12 protein-coding genes and 1 pseudogene are annotated in these 18,062 nt (G+C 67.5%); 10 read left to right on the forward strand and 3 right to left on the reverse strand.

Annotation, left to right across the window (positions count from 1 at the left end; translation table 11 throughout):
* Positions 1-41 precede the first annotated feature (41 nt).
* The 9 genes and pseudogenes from GKE62_RS12690 (at position 42) to GKE62_RS12730 (ending at position 11,532) form a co-directional block, all read left to right on the forward strand.
* The gene (locus GKE62_RS12690) at positions 42-623 is read left to right on the forward strand and encodes an ANTAR domain-containing response regulator (protein ID WP_154692551.1); all 582 of its coding nucleotides are present in this window, start codon (positions 42-44) and stop codon (positions 621-623) included.
* Positions 620-1,918, forward strand: coding sequence for a CmpA/NrtA family ABC transporter substrate-binding protein (locus tag GKE62_RS12695; RefSeq protein WP_370516005.1), 1,299 nt, complete (start codon positions 620-622; stop codon positions 1,916-1,918). The genes GKE62_RS12690 and GKE62_RS12695 overlap by 4 nt, the downstream gene beginning before the upstream one ends.
* Before the next feature lie 213 nt (positions 1,919-2,131).
* Positions 2,132-3,370, forward strand: coding sequence for a NarK/NasA family nitrate transporter (locus GKE62_RS12700; RefSeq protein ID WP_154692552.1), 1,239 nt, complete (start codon positions 2,132-2,134; stop codon positions 3,368-3,370).
* Positions 3,371-3,375: 5 nt separating this feature from the next.
* Positions 3,376-4,590: an alginate export family protein gene (locus GKE62_RS12705; RefSeq protein ID WP_154692553.1), complete on the forward strand. Its 1,215-nt coding sequence runs from the start codon at positions 3,376-3,378 to the stop codon at positions 4,588-4,590.
* Positions 4,590-7,070: a nitrite reductase large subunit NirB gene (nirB, locus tag GKE62_RS12710; protein WP_154692554.1), complete on the forward strand. Its 2,481-nt coding sequence runs from the start codon at positions 4,590-4,592 to the stop codon at positions 7,068-7,070. Before GKE62_RS12705 ends, nirB begins: the two co-directional genes overlap by 1 nt.
* Complete coding sequence (nirD, locus tag GKE62_RS12715; protein ID WP_154692555.1) at positions 7,067-7,405, forward strand: nitrite reductase small subunit NirD; 339 nt, start codon at positions 7,067-7,069, stop codon at positions 7,403-7,405. The genes nirB and nirD overlap by 4 nt, the downstream gene beginning before the upstream one ends.
* Positions 7,406-7,457: 52 nt before the next feature.
* Positions 7,458-10,102: pseudogene (locus GKE62_RS12720) on the forward strand (molybdopterin-dependent oxidoreductase).
* 45 nt (positions 10,103-10,147) lie between these two features.
* On the forward strand, positions 10,148-10,603 hold the full coding sequence (locus GKE62_RS12725) for a GNAT family N-acetyltransferase (protein WP_154692556.1): 456 nt from the start codon (positions 10,148-10,150) through the stop codon (positions 10,601-10,603).
* Positions 10,600-11,532, forward strand: coding sequence for an NAD(P)/FAD-dependent oxidoreductase (locus GKE62_RS12730; RefSeq protein WP_154692557.1), 933 nt, complete (start codon positions 10,600-10,602; stop codon positions 11,530-11,532). The genes GKE62_RS12725 and GKE62_RS12730 overlap by 4 nt, the downstream gene beginning before the upstream one ends.
* Positions 11,533-11,537: 5 nt before the next feature.
* Here GKE62_RS12730 and GKE62_RS12735 read toward each other — a convergent pair whose 3' ends face one another.
* The 3 genes from GKE62_RS12735 to GKE62_RS12745 form a co-directional block, all read right to left on the reverse strand.
* Complete coding sequence (locus tag GKE62_RS12735) at positions 11,538-13,004, reverse strand: MATE family efflux transporter (protein WP_154692558.1); 1,467 nt, start codon at positions 13,002-13,004, stop codon at positions 11,538-11,540.
* Positions 13,001-13,726 (reverse strand): 7-carboxy-7-deazaguanine synthase QueE, encoded by a 726-nt coding sequence (locus tag GKE62_RS12740; RefSeq protein WP_154692559.1) that lies wholly within the window; start codon positions 13,724-13,726, stop codon positions 13,001-13,003. The genes GKE62_RS12735 and GKE62_RS12740 overlap by 4 nt, the downstream gene beginning before the upstream one ends.
* A 354-nt stretch (positions 13,727-14,080) precedes the next feature.
* Complete coding sequence (locus GKE62_RS12745) at positions 14,081-16,798, reverse strand: valine--tRNA ligase (protein WP_154692560.1); 2,718 nt, start codon at positions 16,796-16,798, stop codon at positions 14,081-14,083.
* A gap of 115 nt (positions 16,799-16,913) precedes the next feature.
* Between GKE62_RS12745 and GKE62_RS12750 the strand changes: the two genes are divergently transcribed.
* Positions 16,914-18,026 (forward strand): ABC transporter permease, encoded by a 1,113-nt coding sequence (locus GKE62_RS12750; protein WP_154692561.1) that lies wholly within the window; start codon positions 16,914-16,916, stop codon positions 18,024-18,026.
* Positions 18,027-18,062: the final 36 nt, after the last annotated feature.

Below are 18,062 nucleotides of genomic sequence, written 5' to 3' on the forward strand. Positions count from 1 at the left end.
AGTCGCTGGCCTTATGCTGCAAAGCAGCATAAATCGCGGCGATGCGCATCGCGATCATCGACACCAGCACCTCGCGCGCGGCGATCATTTCGGATGGCCTGCGCGAGGCCGGGCTCGACGATCTGGTGGTGATCGACCCGTCGCGGCCGATCCTGGCGCAACTCGGCGAAGCACGGCCCGAGGTGGTGCTGGTCAATCTGGAAAACCCCAGCCGCGACGTGCTCGAAGATTATTTCGCGATGAGCCGCGCGCTGGCGCGGCCGATCGCAATGTTCGTCGACCAGAGCGATACCGAGGCGACGGCGGCGGCGGTCGATGCCGGGGTTTCGGCCTATATCGTCGATGGCCTGACCAAGAACCGGATCAAGCCGGTGCTCGATCTGGCGGTGCGCCGGTTTCAGGCGTTCGCCCGGTTGCAGGACGAACTCAACGAGGCCCGCAGCGCGCTCGCCGACCGCGCCGCGATCGACCAGGCCAAGGTGATCCTGATCAAGCGCCGCAAGCTCGACGAACCGGGCGCCTACAAGCTGCTGCGCGACCATGCGATGCGCACCAACCGCCGGATCGCCGAAGTGGCTGAGGCGATCATCACCAGCGAGGCCCTGATGGGTGATTTGCCATGAGCCTGTTTCGGATAGGTTTCCTGCCGCTGGTCGATGCCGCGCTGCCGATCCTGGCGCACGAGCAGGGCTTCGCCGCCGCGCAGGGGATCGCGATCGAGCCGGTACGCGACATGACCTGGGCCACGGTGCTCGATCGCCTGCTCTACGGCCACACCGACGCCGCGCACCTGATCGCGCCGCTGGCGATCGCCACCACGCTGGGCCGCGGGCGCCCGGCGACGCCGCTCAGCGTACCGTTCGTGCTGGGGCTCAACGGCAACGCGGTGACCTTCTCCACCGCGCTGGCTGACGCGACCGGGCTTGATGGCGGGATGGCCGATCCGGTGCGGCTGGGCACGATCTTGCGCGAGGTCGCGCTCGCCCGCGCCGCGGCGGGACGACGGCTGCGCTTCGGGGTAGTCCACCGCTATTCGAGCCACAACTACATGCTGCGCTATTGGCTGGCGGTGGTCGGCATCCAGCCCGATGCCGACGTGGAACTGGTGGTCACCAGTCCGCCGTTCGCCGCGGATGCGTTGGCCGCGGGCGATGTCGACGGGATCTGCGTGGGCGAGCCGTGGAATTCGATCGCGGTCGATCGCGGGGTCGGGCGGATCGCGCTGGTCACCGCGCAAATCTGGCGGCGCGGCGTGGAAAAAGTGCTCGCGGTGCGCAAGGCTACGCTCGACGAGCGTCGCGACGAGGTCGCCGCGCTGATCCGCGCGCTGCACGCTGCGGCCGAGCACTTCGTAGATCCCGCGGCGGCGCAGGATAACGCGTCGATCCTCGCCCGGCCCGAATACTGCGACGCCCCAGTAGAGACAATCATGCGCGCGATCACCGACCGCATCCGCCCGAGCCGCGACGCCGCGCCGATCCACTATCCCGATTTCATGTTCCAGTATCGCGAGGCGGCCAACTTCCCGTGGCGCAGCCAGGCTGCTTGGCTCTATTCGCAGATGACCCGCTGGGATCGTACGCCGTTTTCCGCGGCCGAGGCCGAAGCGGCGCAGGCCGTGTTCCGACCAGATGTGTACCGCGAGGCGCTTGCCGGGTCCGCCGCGACGCTGCCGTCCTCGAGTTCCAAGCTCGAAGGCGCGGTGACAGGGGCGCTGGGGGGTGGGGGCGGCGCAGGGCCGACTGATCTTGGGCAGCGACACCTTTTTCGACCGCCGCGCGTTCGATCCCGACGACATTCCAGGCTATCTTGCGGGCCTTTGAGACAGCGATTGGGAATTCCGCCAATCCTTTCCCCCTTGATGGGCGAGGCGATCCTCGTCGCAAGGCTCGGAAGTTTGCTGCACGTGCGAAATTGATGTTGCGCTAGCGAAGCGAATCGGGCAGCTTGATGAAGTCCGGCGACGATGCCGGGCACGAAATAGACGTTTCGATCTCCAGCGCCGGGGATCGCGGCGGATACGACCGGCAAACTGGCCGGGCGTCAACAGGCAACGAAGCCGTCAGGAGGCCGCCCGGAAGGGCCGCTTTCTGGCGGCTTTTTCTTTGTCCATCGCACGTGGAGACGAAAGATGGCGACTGCATTCTGGGACAAAACCAACCCCGCCCCCAAGACCAGCTTCTGGGCGAGCGGGCACACGCCGACACTGATCGCGGCGTTCCTCTATTTCGATCTGGCGTTCATGGTCTGGGTCCTGCTCGGCCCGCTCGCGCCAGATATTGCCAAGGCGCTGGCGCTGACACCGGCGCAAAAGGGCCTGATGGTCGCGGTGCCGACTCTGGCCGGCGCGGTACTGCGGGTCGTCAACGGACTGCTGGTCGACCGGATCGGACCCAAGCGGTCGGGCGCGATCAGCCAGATCATCGTGATCGCCGGACTGATGTCCGCCTACTTGTTGGGAGTGAGCACCTTCGCCGGGACGCTCGCGCTTGGCGTGATCCTCGGGTTTGCGGGGGCAAGTTTCGCCATCGCGCTGCCGCTCGCCAGCCGCTGGTACCCCGCGGAACATCAGGGCAAGGCAATGGGCCTGGCCGGCATGGGCAATTCCGGAACCGTACTCGCGGCCCTGTTCGCGCCGGGCTTGGCCAAACTGTTCGGGTGGAACGCGGTGCTAGGTCTTGCCTGCGTCCCGCTGTCGATCGTCCTGGTGGTCTATCTGCTTATGGCCAAGGATGCGCCCCACGCGCCCGCGCCCAAGAGCTTCGCCCAGTATCTCGAACCGCTCAGGCAGGCCGACGCGTGGTGGCTGATGGGCTTCTATTCGGTGACGTTCGGGGGATTCGTCGGGCTCGCCGCCAGCCTGCCGATCTACTTCACCGACCGCTTCGGGCTGACCCCGGTTCAAGCCGGCTACTGCACCGCGGCCTGCGTGTTCGCCGGATCGCTGGTCCGCCCGATGGGTGGCGCGCTCGCTGACGCGATCGGTGGGGTCAAGACGCTGACCGGCGTGTTCATCGTCGCCGCGCTGGCGCTCGCTGGGGTCAGCATGGCCGGCACCGTCACCGCCGCGCTGGGGTTGTTCGTGATCGCGATGCTGGCATTCGGCAGCGGCAACGGCGCGGTGTTCCAGCTCGTGCCGCAACGCTTCGCCGCAGAAATCGGGGTGATGACCGGGCTGGTCGGGATGGCCGGAGGGATTGGCGGGTTCTACCTCGCCTCCTCGCTCGGCCTGGCCAAGCAGTACACGGGCAGCTTTTCCTCGGGCTTCCTGATCTTCGCAGCGCTCGCGTTGGTCGCGCTGGCCGGGCTGACGCTGGTCAAAGGCAAGTGGCGCTCGGCCTGGGCCGCCGCCGCGATGGTGCGGATCTAGGTCCGATGCGGCTGACGCTGATCGCAATCGCCGGGCTCGCAGCGGGAACCCCCGCTGCGGCCCAGACGGTCACCCTCAAACCCCTGATCGATGCGCGCCTGCGCTATGAGCATGTCGATCAGGACGGCATCACCAAACGGGCCGACGCCGCCACCGCCCGGGTCCGCGCCGGGGTCGAGGCCAAGTCGGGCGCGTTTTCTGTGCTGGTCGAAGGCCAGGGCACGCTGGCCATCGGCGAGGACTACTTCGACGGCCTGCATCTGCCTGCGATCCGGCCCTTGGTCGCCGATCCGGAGAACATCGCGCTGTACCGCGCACAGGTGCAGTACAAGAGCAAGCCGTTGACGTTGACCGCCGGGCGCCAGCGGATCGCGCTTGACGACGAACGCTTCGTCGGCGCGGTGGGCTTCCGCCAGAACGGCCAGACGTTCGACGCGATCCGCGCCGAGGTCACCGCGATCCCCAAGCTCAAGCTCGATGCGACCTATGCCTGGAGCCAGCGTACGCTGTGGGGCGTCGATGGCACCGGCGCCCGCCAGCAGGCCGTTTCGGGCGACTTCGTGTTCGGCAACGTCGGATATGCCAGCCCGATCGGCACCGTATCCGCGTTCGCCTATTTGGTCGATGAGGACGAGGCCGCAGTGAACGGCTTCCGGATGTCGAGCCAGACTTACGGGGCGCGGCTGGCCGGAACCAAGCCGGCCGGCGAGGCCAAGCTGGCCTACCAGCTAAGCTATGCGCATCAGATCGATTATCACCACAATCCGAACAGTTACGGCGCGGATTATTACCTCGCCGACGCTGCGATCGAAGCCAAGGGCTTCAAACTGGGCGGCGGCTATGAAGTGCTGGGCGCAGGCGCTGGTTCGATCGCGGGCGCGGCGCTGACGTCCTTCCAGACCCCGCTGGCGACCGGGTTCAAGTTCCAGGGCTGGGCCGACAAGTTCCTGACCACCCCGCCCGACGGGGTCCGTGATCTCTACGGCAGCGTAGGGTACGGGGTGAAGAAGCTTGGCCCCCTGGCGGCGGTCACGCTTCAGGCCGCCTACCACCGCTTTGAAAGCGACCGCCTGGTTCGCCATTACGGTAACGAACTCGATCTGCTGGCGAGTGCCAAGCTGCGCAAGACCACGCTTTCCGTTCGCTATGCAGACTACAACGCCGACAGGTTTGCCACCGACACCTCCAAATTCTGGCTGCAAGCGGACTGGACCATATGATGGAATTGCAACCGCTTCCGGTCCGCGAGGACGATACGCGCGAACATCTCGTCGTCATCGGCAACGGCATGGCGGGGTGCCGCGCGGTCGAGGAGCTGCTGGCGCGCGATGCGGCGCGCTACCGGGTGACGATCTTCGGCGCCGAGCCGCGGGTCAACTACAATCGGATCATGCTCTCGCCGGTGCTGGCGGGCGAGAAGAGCTTCGCCGAGATCGTGATCAACGGCCAGGAATGGTACGATGAACACGGCATCGCACTGATCGCTGGCGATCCGGTGGCGTCGGTCGACCGCGTGGCCAGGACCGTCACCACCCGCAGCGGGCTGACCACCGGCTATGACCGGCTGCTGATCGCGACCGGCTCCGACCCGTTCATCATCCCGGTGCCGGGCAAGGACCTGCCCGGCGTGATCGGCTTTCGCGACATGGCCGATGTCGAGACGATGCTCGAGGCGGCGGATCGCGGCGGTTGCGCGGTGGTGATCGGCGGGGGCTTGCTGGGCTTGGAAGCCGCACACGGCCTCTCGCTGCGTGGGATGACGGTCACCGTGGTCCACCTGATGCCGACGCTGATGGAGCGCCAGCTCGACGAGGCGGCGGGGTGGCTACTTAAGCAGGCGCTCGAGGCGCGAGGGCAGACGATCCTGACCGGTGCGGACACCGCCGAGATCGTCGGCTCGGACCGTGTCGAAGGAGTTCGCCTCAAGGACGGCACCACGATCCCCGCCGATCTGGTGGTGATGGCGGTGGGCATCCGCCCGTCGGTGGCGCTCGCCCGCGATGCCGGGCTGGCGATCGGCCGCGGCATCCATGTCGACGACCACATGGTCACGTCCGACCCAGCGATCCTCGCGGTCGGCGAATGCGTCGAGCATGACGGGCAGGTCTATGGCCTGGTCGCGCCGCTGTGGGAGATGTGCCGGGCGCTGGCCGACGGGCTGGTCGAGAAGCCCACCGGCTACACCGGCTCGGTGACCTCGACCAAGCTCAAGGTCTCGGGCATCGACGTGTTTTCCGCCGGGGACTTTTCGGGCGGCGACGGGGCCGAAGACATCGTGCTCCGTGACGCCTCACGGGGTATCTACAAGCGTGTGGTGGTGCGCCACGACAAGATCGTCGGCGCGGTGCTCTATGGCGATACCGCCGACGGCGGCTGGTATTTCGACCTGCTCAAGCGCGGCGAGGATATATCCGGGCTGCGCGATGTCCTGATCTTCGGCCAGTCGTTCGCCTCCGGAGGAGGCGTCGCGGACCCTAAGGCGGCCGTTGCGGCACTCTCGGATTCGGCCGAGATCTGCGGCTGCAACGGCGTTTCCAAGGGCCGGGTCGTCTCGTGCATCGCCAAAGGCGCGCACAGCCTCGATGCGGTGCGCGGCACATGCAAAGCCTCGGCAAGCTGCGGTTCTTGCACCGGACTGGTCGAAAGTCTGCTCGCGCTGACCTTGGGCGACGAGGTCCAGGCGGGGGCGAAGACGCTGTGCAAATGCACCACCTTCGGCCACGACGATGTCCGCCGTGAGATCGTTTCGCAGGCCATGCGCTCAATCCCCGAGGTCATGCAGAAACTCCACTGGAGCACGCCCGACGGGTGCTCGTCGTGCCGCCCCGCGCTCAACTACTACCTGCTTTGCGCGCTGCCGGGCGCGTACGTCGACGACCAGCAGAGCCGGTTCGTCAACGAACGGATGCACGCCAACATCCAGAAGGACGGCACTTACTCCGTGGTCCCGCGGATGTGGGGCGGGCTGACCAACCCGCGTGAGCTGCGGGCGATCGCCGACGTGGTCGAAAAGTTCAATGCGCCGATGGTCAAGGTCACCGGCGGCCAGCGGCTCGACATTTTCGGGATCAAGAAGGAAGACTTGCCCGCCGTCTGGGCCGATCTCAACGCCGCCGGAATGGTCTCGGGCCACGCCTATGGCAAGGCGCTGCGCACGGTGAAGACTTGCGTGGGCAGCGAATGGTGCCGCTTCGGAACGCAGGATTCGACCGGGCTGGGGGTCAAGATCGAGCGGGCGACCTGGGGGTCGTGGATGCCGCACAAGTTCAAGATCGCGGTCAGCGGCTGCCCGCGCAACTGCGCCGAAGCGACGATCAAGGACTTCGGCATCATCTGCGTGGACTCGGGTTACGAGCTTCATGTCGGCGGCAACGGCGGGATCAAAGTCCGCGTCACCGACCTTCTGTGCAAGGTCGCGACCGAAGCCGAGGCGATGCTCCACTGCGCCGCGTTCGTCCAGCTCTACCGCGAGGAAGCCTGGTATCTCGAACGCACCGCGCCGTGGATCGAGCGGGTCGGGCTGGCCTATGTCCAATCACGCCTGCTCGACGATCCAGAAGAGCGCGCCGCGCTCGCCCGGCGCTTCGTCCACGCGCAATCGTTCGCGCAGGACGATCCGTGGGCCAAGCGCGCCGAAGGGGCGGAGCGCGAGCAGCACGCGCCGATGGCCAAGTTCACGCCCATGAGGGAACACGCATGATCGGCGAATGGCTCGACATCGGCTGGGTGAACGAAATCCCGGTACGCGGGAGCCGCGTGGTGAACGTGGCCGGCGGCGAAGACATCGCGGTGTTTCGCACCGGCGAGGGCAAGGTTTTCGCGCTACGCGATCGCTGCCCCCACAAGCACGGGCGATTGTCGCAGGGCATTGTTCACGGCGGTGCGGTGGCGTGTCCGCTGCACAACTGGAGGATTTCGCTGAGTTCGGGCGAAGCGCTGGGCGAGGACAGAGGGTGCACCCCCACCGTACCGGTGCGGATCGACGCCGGGCGAGTGCTGATCCAGCGCGCGGCGACGCTGGCGGCGGCGGCGTGAATCTCCTTCTCCCCTTCAGGGGAGAGGATCGGGAAGAGGAGGGTGTCCAAAGGTGAGCACCACGTCCCAGCCCCCTCTCCCGACCCTCTCCCCTGAAGGGCGAAGGACTATAAAGACCACGTGCGCCTATTGCGGGGTCGGCTGCGGCATTCGTGCGACTCCAACGGGCGAACGGACGGTCATGATCGAAGGTGATCCCGACCACCCTGCAAACCGGGGCAAACTCTGTTCGAAAGGCTCGCATTTGGGTGAGACCGTCGGCCTCGAGGGCCGCCTGCTTCACCCGATGATCGGCAAGTCGCGGGCGAGCTGGGACAAGGCGCTCGATCTCGTCGCCGCGCGGTTTCGCGAAACCATCGCCCGCCACGGCCCCGACAGCGTCGCTTTCTACGTTTCGGGCCAGCTCCTCACCGAGGACTACTACGTCGCCAACAAGTTGATGAAGGGCTTTATCGGGTCGGCCAACATCGACACCAATTCGCGGCTGTGCATGGCCAGCGCGGTTGCCGGGCACATCCGCGCGTTCGGCGAGGACATCGTCCCCGCCGCCTACGCCGATCTCGATGAGGCCGACCTGATCGTGCTGGTCGGATCGAACACCGCGTGGTGCCATCCGATCGTCTGGCAGCGGATCGAGGCGGCGCGCGCCGCCAGGGGCGCCAAACTGGTGGTGATCGACCCGCGGCGAACCGAGACTGCCGAAGGTGCCGACATTCACCTTGCGATCCGCCCCGGCAGCGACGTCGCGCTGATGAACGGCCTGCTGGCGTGGTGCCGAACGCATGGCGCAGTCGACGAGGCCTACCTTGCCGCAAATGTCGCCACGCCCGACGGCTTCTGGGACACGGTAGGAGAGGGGAGCGACCTGTGGTCGGTGGCGCGTGCGTGCGACGTGCCCGCCACCGATCTCAGGCGTTTCTTCGAGTTGTTTGTGGCGACCCGGCGTACGGTCACGTTGTTGAGCCAGGGGATCAATCAATCGCTCGCGGGGACCGACCAGGTCAATGCGATCCTCAACCTGCATCTGGCAACCGGCCGGATCGGCAAGCCCGGCGCCGCGCCGTTCTCGATCACCGGCCAGCCCAACGCGATGGGCGGGCGCGAGGTCGGCGGACTGGCGTCGAGCCTTGCCGCGCATATGGATTTCGCGCCCGAGAACATCGCGCGGGTCGGCAGGTTCTGGGCCGCGCCGAGGATGGCGGCCAAGCCTGGGCTCAAGGCGGTCGACCTGTTTCGCGAGCTCGGCCAGGGACGCATCAAAGCGCTGTGGATCATGGCGACCAACCCCGCGGTGTCGATGCCCGACGCAGGCCGGGTGCGCGAGGCGCTGGCCGCCTGTCCGTTCGTGGTGGTGTCCGATGTGGTTGCCGAGACCGATACCTCGCGGTTCGCGCATGTCCGCCTGCCCGCCGCGGCGTGGGGCGAGAAGGATGGGACGGTGACCAATTCCGAACGGATGGTCAGCCGCCAGCGCCCGTTCCTGCCGCTGCCGGGCGAGGCGAGGCCCGACTGGTGGATCATCGGCGAAGTCGCGCGGCGGATGGGCTGGAAGACCGCCTTTGCTTATGATCGCCCGGCCGACATCTGGCGCGAACATTGTCGACTGTCGACGTACGAAAATTCGGGGCAACGCCTGTTCGCGTTGCCCGGCCAGGCGGCGCAGGGCAACGCCGCCTACGACGCGATGGAGCCGTTCCGCTGGGGGGGCGAGGCCTTCGCCGACGGGCGCTTTTCCACCCCGGACGGCAGGGCGCGGCTGGTGACGGTGACCCAGCGCGCCGTCGAGGCGGTGCTGCCGCGCTGGCCGATGACGCTCAACACCGGGCGCTATCGCGATCACTGGCACACCATGACCCGCACTGGGCTTTCGCCCAAACTCGCGCGCCACCGCGACGAGCCGCGGGTCGAGGTTCATCCCGCCGACGTGGCCGAACTCGCGCTCGAGCCGGGCGGGCTGGCGCGGCTGACCACACCGCAGGGCAGCAGCCTCTACCGTGTCGAGCCCAGCGATGGCCAGCGCCGCGGCGAGGCGTTCGTCCCGATCCACTGGACCGATGCCAACGCGCGCGGCGGGCGCACCGGGACTTTGCCAAGGCCGCTGGCCGATCCGGTCTCGGGCCAGCCCGGTTTCAAGGCGACCCCCTACGGATCGAGCCTGTCGCGGTCGCCTGGCGCGGGTTTCTGATCCTGAACCGCGATCTCGCCGCGGTGCCCGATTGCCTGTGGGCGACCCGGATCGCCACGCGCGGGGGCACGCTGTGGGAGCTGGCGGGCAACGGCGATCCGCGCGCGCTGGAGAAGCTGCTCCCGCGTGGCGAGACCATCGAGGCGGAGGACCGCGCGCGCGGCACCCGCCGGGTCGCAACGTTTCACGACGGGCGGCTGGCGGCGGTGCTGATGATCACCCGCAGCGGCGAACTGCCTTCGCGCGACTATCTGCTGACGATGCTCGGCGAGACCCCCGACCTCGCCTCGGTGCTCGCCGGGCGCGCGCCGGGCGCGGCGGCGGATCGCGGGCCGATCGTGTGTGCGTGCTTCGATGTCGGGCTCAAGACCATCGTGACCGCTATCGCCGAGCGCCGGCTGGCAAACGTCGCGGCGATCGGGGAAGCGCTGGGTGCGGGGACCAACTGCGGCTCGTGCCGCCCGGCGCTGGCGAAGCTGCTGGTGGCGCGGGAGACGGCGGAGGTGGCCTGAGGCACTCTGCTGGCAGGCCCCCTGATCCTCTGATAACGGCCTTCCATGCCCATCACTTTCCGCGACGCCACCAAGGCCGACCTCCCCGCCATCGTCACTCTCCTCGCCGAGGATACGTTGGGCGAAAGGCGCGAAGATCCGTCGCTGCCGCTCGATCCGACCTACGAGAGGGCCTTCCAAATCATCGCCGCCAACCCCGACCAGCGTCAGATCGTCGCCGAGCGCGACGGCGCGGTGGTCGGGACGATGCAGCTGACCTTCATACCCGGCATCGCCTTCAAGGGTGCCTGGCGCGGACAAATCGAGGCGGTGCGGGTGGCGGGCTGGCTGCGCGGAGAGGGCATCGGCGGGCAGATGATCGCCTGGGCGGTGGAGCAATGCCGCGCGCGTGGCTGCCGGATGGTCCAGCTCACCAGCGACAAATCGCGGGGGGCGGCCCATCGCTTTTACGAGCGGCTGGGGTGGACGCGGAGTCACGAGGGCTTCAAGCTGAAGCTGTGACGACAACAACCTATGACTGCGCGATCGTCGGCGGCGGTCCGGCCGGGCTGACCGCGGCGATCTATCTCGCGCGCTTCCGCCGCCGCGTGGTGCTGTTCGACCGCGGCGGGAGCAGGGCCGCACTGATCCCGGTCAGCCACAACCACGCCGGCTTTCCCGAGGGGATCGCGGGTGGCGAACTGCTCGCGCGGATGGGCGAGCAGGCGGCGGAATACGGCGCCGAGTTGCGCGTCGGCGACGTAGCCGAAGTCGCCGCGGCGGGCGACGACTGGCGCTTGGGCGGCGCGGGGATCGACCTCATCGCGCGGACCGTGCTGTTCGCCACCGGGGTCGACAACCGCCGTCCCGAGCTGGACGAGGCGGTCCACCGCGCCGCGCTGGCGGCGGGCAAGCTGCGCTATTGCCCGGTGTGCGATGGCTGGGAAGCGGGCGGGCCGGACTTCGGCGCGCGGGTCGGCGTGGTCGGGGCCAAGAGCCACGGTGTCGCCGAGGCGCTGTTCCTGCGCACGTTCACGCCGCACGTCCGGCTGTTCACGCTCGAGGAGTGCGAACTCCACGAGAAGGATCGCGCCGACCTCGCTGATCACGGCGTGACCTGGGATCCGCGCCCGGTCACCGCCTACGACTTTTCCGGCGCGGCGGTGCGGCTGTGTTTCGCCGATGGCGACGCCGCCGAAGTCGATACGCTCTATCCCGCGCTCGGCTCGGAACCGAACGACGAACTGATCCAGGCGCTCGGCCTGCGCACCGACAGCGACCGCTGCGTGATGACCGACAAGCACCAGCAGCTCGGCCTCAAGGGCCTGTTCGCCGCGGGCGACCTCGTCGCCGGGCTCGACCAGATCAGCGTCGCCATGGGCCACGCCGCCATTGCCGCGGTGGCGATCCACAACGACTTGCGCGAGCGCGACGGGGCGACGCCTGGCTGACGGCGCTATTCCGCCGCGACCGGGGTCATTTCGGCCCGCGCCGCCACCCGTCGCTTGCGCCATGGCCCCCAGCGATAATAGGCCAGCGCCAGGCTCATCGAGATCGTCGATCCGAACGGGTACGACCACCACACCGCCTCCTGCCCGATCACCGGATAGGCCAGCGCGTAGAACCCGATCCGCCCCGGATAGAGCGCGACGAACATGATCCCCAACGGGGCATAGACCGCGCCATAGGCGCGCATCGTCGAGAACAGCACCATCATCACCCCCATCAGCAGGAACGACCAGGTGACGATGAACTGGATGTGCCGGGCTAGCGGCACCGCGGGACTTCCCCCGCCCAGGAACAACTCGAGCACCGGGCGGTCGAACAACAGGATGAGCGCGGTTACCACCGCAGTGATCGCGGTATTCAGCCCTACGCCAACCCAGGTGATGCTGCCCACCCGCTTGTGCTGCTCCGCGCCGATATTCTGTGCGACCATCGCGGTGATCGCCGCGCCGATCGCGATCGCGGGCATCTGGATGTAGTTCCACAACTGGAGCGAGGTGCCATAGGCAGCCGCGGGGATCAGACCCTCGCGGTTGACCAGCCCGATCATCACCACCCCGGCCGCACCCGCGATCAGCAGTTGGGCTCCCATCGGCAAGCCCTTGCCCACCAGATAGCTCAGTTCTTCCATGCTCGGCTTGAGGAAGCGCAGTTCGCGCCCGCGCAGGCGCAGCGGCAGATCCTTGGCATAGACCCGCCAGATCATCACCCCTGCGCCGACCGCGCTGGCAAGCGCGCTCGACAGCGCCGATCCGGCAATCCCCAGCCGCGGCAGCGGGCCGATGCCCAGGATCAGCAGCGGGTTGAAGATCACGTCGAGCACCACCGTCAGGATCGTCGCGCGCATCGGGGTGGTCGCGTCGCCAGCGCCGCGCAGTCCCATCGAGACCATCATCGCCAGCACCCCGAACGGCATCGAGACCATGATGACGCGCAAGTACGACAACGCCAGCGGCTGCGCTTCGGGCGGGGTCGACATCAGGTGCAGCAGTTGCGGGGCGAAGATCCAGCCGAGGGTGGCGATGACGGCGGACAGCCCGGTGCAGAAGCCCACCCCGCCGCCGAATGCCTCGCGCGCGCCCGGGATGTCGCGCGCGCCGAACTTCTGCCCGACCAGCACCGTGGTCGCCATTCCGAACCCGAACACGGTGCCGAACGTAAGGAACATCAGCGTGTTGGCATTGGCGGTCGCGGCCAGCGCGTTTTCGCCAAGCAATCGCCCGACCCACACGGTGTTGATCGAGCCGTTGATGGTCTGGACGATGTTGGAAATCAGCGCGGGTATCGCGAACACGATCAAGGTGCGCAGGATCGGCCCGCGCGTCAGATCGCCCTTGGCCGAGGGTCCCTTCAGACGCGGGTCGTCGGGCTCTGCCGGTTGCGGGCCAGGGGAGTCGATCGGGGCGAAGTCGCTCATGTCCCCCTCGTGTCGCCGTAGAGATGGATGTGCAAGCGGTCGGACAGGCGCAGCCCTTCGCGTGCGCAGACATCCGCCAGCCACCGCGAGCGGGTGCGCAAGGTGGCGCTGTCGGTGCCCTCGGGCATCAGAAACAGGCGCTCACGGGGGATCGCATAGGTGGCGGCGAGCGCGAGGACTTCGGCGACGTCTCCGGGCGCCGCGGTCACGAACTTGAAGAACGCCCGGGGATCGGCGGCGAAGGCGGCGAGGCGTTCGGGGATTAGTGCCAGCTGCGCCGCGTTGCCCGAATGGGCAAGCTTGGGGCTGACATTGTACTGGTGGATCAGCGCATCGAGCCCGCGCGGCGGGGCGACGGTGCCGTTGGTCTCGATCTCGACGTGCATCGCGGGGAGCAGGGCGAGGAGCTTGGCGAGGGCGGGCGCCTGGAGCAAAGGCTCGCCGCCGGTGACGACGAGGCGCCCGATGCGACCGGCGGCGCCGAGCGCGAGGATGCGGTCGGCGGTTTCGGCTTCGCTCAGGACGATCTGGTTGGGCTTGCGCTCGAACGCATCCGGCCCGTCAAAGCGCCAGGTGTAGGCGGTGTCGCACCACGCGCAGGCGAGATTGCAGTTCGACAACCGCACGAATACCGAAGGCCGCCCGGCCGATGGTCCCTCGCCCTGGAGCGAGGCGAAGATCTCGGGTTCGCCGGGGATGATGGTGGCGAGCGTCAGCGGCACGGCGCGGCGCTCACCCCGTGGACCACTTGGACCACTGTCCTGAATGAAAAAACCCTCTTTCGCGCGCGCGTTTGGAAACGCGGGCCAAGACGGGCGCAAACGGCAGCATCCGCGCCCCATGGCACAATCGGGCATGGGTAGGAAAATGGTTCGTTGGGGTGTGGGCGCGAGGATCAGCATACCCAAACCCTCGCCCCTTCGGGGGAGAGGATACGGAGCCTTGCAAACTTGTTCGCTAGGCGCAGTTGGAGAGGGGGCCGCGACGTAGCGCTACGCCGCGGCCCCCTCTCCAAGCTTCGCTAGTTCCTGCGGAACAAGCTGCGCTATCCTCTCCCCTGAAGGGGCGAGGAAGATTCACCCCAACCGCGCCAGCGCCGCCGCTAGCCGCTCGGCCTCGGTGGCGTGGTGGGCGTGATCGGCGCGCGCCTTTTCGACCGCCTCGGGCTTGGCCCTTTCGACGAACGCGGGGTTGGAGAGGCGGCCTTCGAGCGACCTGGCTTCCTTGGTCGAGGCTTCGAGCGCCTTTGCAAGCCGAGCTTTTTCGGCGGCGATGTCGATCACGCCTTCGAGCGGGATCACGAAGTTGTCATTGGCAACGCCGATCTGCATCGCGGCTCCGGTTGGAGCGGGATCGAACCGTACTGCCGAGAGCCGCGCCAGTCGCTCGATCGCCGGGCCGTTGCGCTCGATCAAGTCGCGCGTCGCCGCTCCGCCTGCGGGCAGATATGCGGCCAGCTTTGCCCCCGGGGCAATGCCCAGTTCGGCCTTGGCCGTGCGGACGTTGCCGACCAGCTCGATCATCCATTCGATCTCGCGCTTCGCTTCCGTATCCACCGCCGTCCCTGGCTCGGGCCACTTCGCCACGATCAGCTCGTACGGCCGCGCGCCCATGCTGTGCCACAGTTCCTCGGTGACGAACGGCATGAACGGGTGCAGCATCACCAGGATCTGGTCGAGCACCCAACCGGCGACCTGGCGGGTCTCTTCGTCGAACGAACCCTTGATCAGTTCGATGTACCAGTCGCAGAACGTGTCCCACACGAAGTGGTAGATCGCGTTGGCGGCGGCGTCGAAGCGCAGGTCGACCATGGCCTGGTCGAGGGCGGCGAGCGTCTCGACGACTTCGCCTATAATCCAACGGTTTACCGCAGATTTTGCTGCGGGTGCCGCGAGCGTCGCCGACGCAGCAATTCCGTTGCTCTGACAGAACCGTGCAGCATTCCACAGCTTGGTGGCGAAGTTGCGATAGCCCTCGACCCGGCGCTCATCCATCTTGATGTCGCGGCCCTGGCTTTCCATTGCCGCCATGAAGAAGCGCAGCGCGTCGGCCCCGAACTGGTCGATCAGGCCCAGCGGATCGACCACGTTGCCCTTCGACTTGGACATCTTCTGGCCATCGGGCGCGCGGACCAGGCCGTGGAGGTAGAGCCGCTTCCACGGAACCTCGCCCATCAGCTTCATCCCCTGCATCGCCATCCGCGCGTCCCAGAAGAACAGGATGTCGAAGCCGGAGATCAGCAGGTCGTTGGGGTAGTGGCGCTTCAATAACGACCCTTCGCCAGGTCCGAGCAAGGTCGCGGTTTCGCTATCTTCCGGCCAGCCCAGCGTGGCGAACGGCCACAGCGCGGAGGAGAACCAGGTGTCGAGGACGTCCTCGTCCCGCGTCAGACGCCGGTCGTCGCCGGCCAGGGCGCGCGCGGCGGCCTCGTCTTCGGCAACGAAGATATTCTCGTTGTCGTCAAACCAAGCCGGAATCCGATGCCCCCACCACAACTGGCGGCTCACGCACCACGGTTGGATGTTCTCCATCCAGTTGAACCAGGTCTTCTCCCAGCTCTTGGGAACGATCTCGATCCGGCCGTCGCGCACCGCCGCGATCGGGGGCTGGGCGAGAGTCTTGGCGTCGACGTACCATTGGTCGGTCAACCACGGTTCGATCACCACGCCGCCGCGGTCACCGAAGGGGGTGGGGATGGTCCGCGGTTCGCAGTCGTGTTCGGCGCCGTCCTTGTCCACGAATGGTACCAGGAAACCCCGTTCCTTCATCCGCTGGACGACCAGGTCGCGTGCGACGAAGCGGTCGAGGCCCAGGAAATCGGCGGGCACCAGCCCGTCGGCGGTCTGCACCACCTGCGCCTCACCATCGAACATGTTGAGCATCTCGCCCGGCCTGAACCCGGCGCGCTTGCCCACCTCGAAGTCGTTGAAGTCGTGCCCCGGGGTGATCTTGACCACGCCGCTGCCCAGTTCGGGATCGGCGTGCTCGTCCGCCACCACCGGGAACAACCGCCCGGTGAGCGGCTGGAGGATCTGCTTGCCGACGATCCCGGCGTAGCGCGCGTCGGTCGGATGCACCGCCACCGCCATGTCCGCCAGCATCGTCTCGGGCCGGGTGGTCGCCACCTCCACCGAGCCGCTGCCGTCGGCCAGCGGGTACCTGAACCGCCAGAACCCGCCCTTGACGTCCTGCGTCTCGACCTCGAGATCGCTGATCGCGGTCTTGAGCTTGGGATCCCAATTGACCAGCCGTTTGTCGCGATAGATCAGGCCTTCGTTGTAGAGATCGACGAACACCTTGGTCACCGCGCGGGTGAAGTGCGGGTCCATGGTGAACTGCTCTCTGGACCAGTCCATCGAGCATCCGAGGCGGCGGAGCTGGCGGGTGATCGTCCCGCCGCTCTCGTGCTTCCACTCCCACACCCTGGCGACGAAGTCCTCACGCGTGTGGTTGGTGCGCTTGTCCTGGCGCAGCTCCATCTCGCGCTCGACCACCATCTGGGTGGCGATCCCGGCGTGGTCGGTGCCGACCACCCACAACGCGTCCTTGCCGCGCAGCCGCTCATAGCGGACGACCACGTCCTGCAGCGTGTTGTCGAGCGCGTGGCCGATGTGGAGGCTGCCGGTGACGTTGGGCGGCGGGTTGACGATGGTGAACGGCGTTGCCTCGGGCCGATCGGGGCGGAACAGGCCGTGGCATTCCCAATGCGCATACCAGCGCGCCTCGATGGCGGTGGGATCGAAGGTCTTGGCCAGGGTTTCGGGGGCCGGGGTCGCGGGATCGTCAGGGGTCATGGCCGCGGGGCTTTGCCAGCGGGAATGCTGCACCGCAAGCACGCGCGAGCCGCCGGTCGGCGGGATTGGCCCGATACACTTGTCGCGGCACGGTTTTTGCCGCAAGACCCCGGCCATGCGGGCACTTGCCGATTACACCCTGGAACCCGGCGCGGATGGCGCGGCGACGCTGGCTTTGCGCGGGCCGATGGTGGTGTGGGGTGTCGGCCCGATGGACCGCAAGCTGCGTGAGCTTCAGGACAAGATCGCCAGGGTCGATCTCGCCGGGGTCGAGTGCATGGACACCGTCGGGGCGTGGACCGCGTGGCGCGTCGCACGCGACCATGATGCAGAGATCGTCGGCGGCACGCCCGAGGCCAACAAGCTAATCGAGGCGGTCAAGGCCTCGGCCGGCAAGGGCGACATCCGCCCCGAACGCGGCAGCCTGGTCGAACGCGTGCCCGAGGCGGTCGGCACGCTGGTGACCGGGATGGCGCAGGGAACGCTGGCCTCGATCGCATTCCTCGGCACGATCATCATGGCGATCGGCACGGTGATCCGCCATCCGCGCCGTTTCCGAACGAAGGCGCTGGTCCACCAGATCGAGCTGGTCGGGGTCTCCAGCCTGGGGATCATCGGTCTGATGAGCTTTTTGATCGGCATCGTCGTCGCCCAGCAGGGCGCAGTCCAGCTCCAGCAGTTCGGCGCCGAGATCTACACGATCAACCTGACCGGGCGGCTGTGCATGCGTGAGCTGGGCGTGCTGATGACCGCGATCATGGTCGCCGGCCGATCGGGTTCGGCGTTCGCCGCGCAGATCGGCACGATGAAGCTGACCGAGGAAGTGGACGCGATGCGCACCATCGGGGTCTCCCCGGTCGAGGCGCTGGTCCTCCCCCGCCTGCTCGCTGCGGTGCTGATGATGCCGCTGCTGGGGTTCTATTCGACCGTCGTCGCGGTGATCGGCGGCGCGTTCGTCGGGAACTTCGCGCTCGACATCCCGTTCTGGACGTTCCTGTCGCGAATTCAGGAAGTGGTGCCGCTGCACGATGTCTGGGTCGGGCTGGTCAAGGCCCCGGTCTTCGGGCTGATCATCGGCCTGGCGGGGTGCTACAACGGGATGCAGGTCAAGGCCAATGCCGAGGAAGTGGGCCTGCGCACCACCGCGGCGGTGGTCATGGCGATCTTCATGGTGATCGTGCTCGACGCGTTCTTCGCGGTGTTCTTCACCAAGGTCGGCTGGGCGTGAGCGACACGGTCGAATTTCCGGATGAGGCGCTCGATC

Origin of the sequence: Novosphingobium sp. Gsoil 351, from assembly GCF_009707465.1 — a bacterium.
Lineage (GTDB): Bacteria > Pseudomonadota > Alphaproteobacteria > Sphingomonadales > Sphingomonadaceae > Novosphingobium.

Coding starts and splice junctions, on each gene's coding strand:
- GKE62_RS12690 (WP_154692551.1), top strand. CDS start 42: ATGCGCATCGCGATCATCGACACCAGCACCTCGCGCGCGGCGATCATT.
- GKE62_RS12695 (WP_370516005.1), top strand. CDS start 620: ATGAGCCTGTTTCGGATAGGTTTCCTGCCGCTGGTCGATGCCGCGCTG.
- GKE62_RS12700 (WP_154692552.1), top strand. CDS start 2,132: ATGGCGACTGCATTCTGGGACAAAACCAACCCCGCCCCCAAGACCAGC.
- GKE62_RS12705 (WP_154692553.1), top strand. CDS start 3,376: ATGCGGCTGACGCTGATCGCAATCGCCGGGCTCGCAGCGGGAACCCCC.
- nirB (WP_154692554.1), top strand. CDS start 4,590: ATGGAATTGCAACCGCTTCCGGTCCGCGAGGACGATACGCGCGAACAT.
- nirD (WP_154692555.1), top strand. CDS start 7,067: ATGATCGGCGAATGGCTCGACATCGGCTGGGTGAACGAAATCCCGGTA.
- GKE62_RS12725 (WP_154692556.1), top strand. CDS start 10,148: ATGCCCATCACTTTCCGCGACGCCACCAAGGCCGACCTCCCCGCCATC.
- GKE62_RS12735 (WP_154692558.1), bottom strand. CDS start 13,004: ATGAGCGACTTCGCCCCGATCGACTCCCCTGGCCCGCAACCGGCAGAG.
- GKE62_RS12745 (WP_154692560.1), bottom strand. CDS start 16,798: ATGACCCCTGACGATCCCGCGACCCCGGCCCCCGAAACCCTGGCCAAG.
- GKE62_RS12750 (WP_154692561.1), top strand. CDS start 16,914: ATGCGGGCACTTGCCGATTACACCCTGGAACCCGGCGCGGATGGCGCG.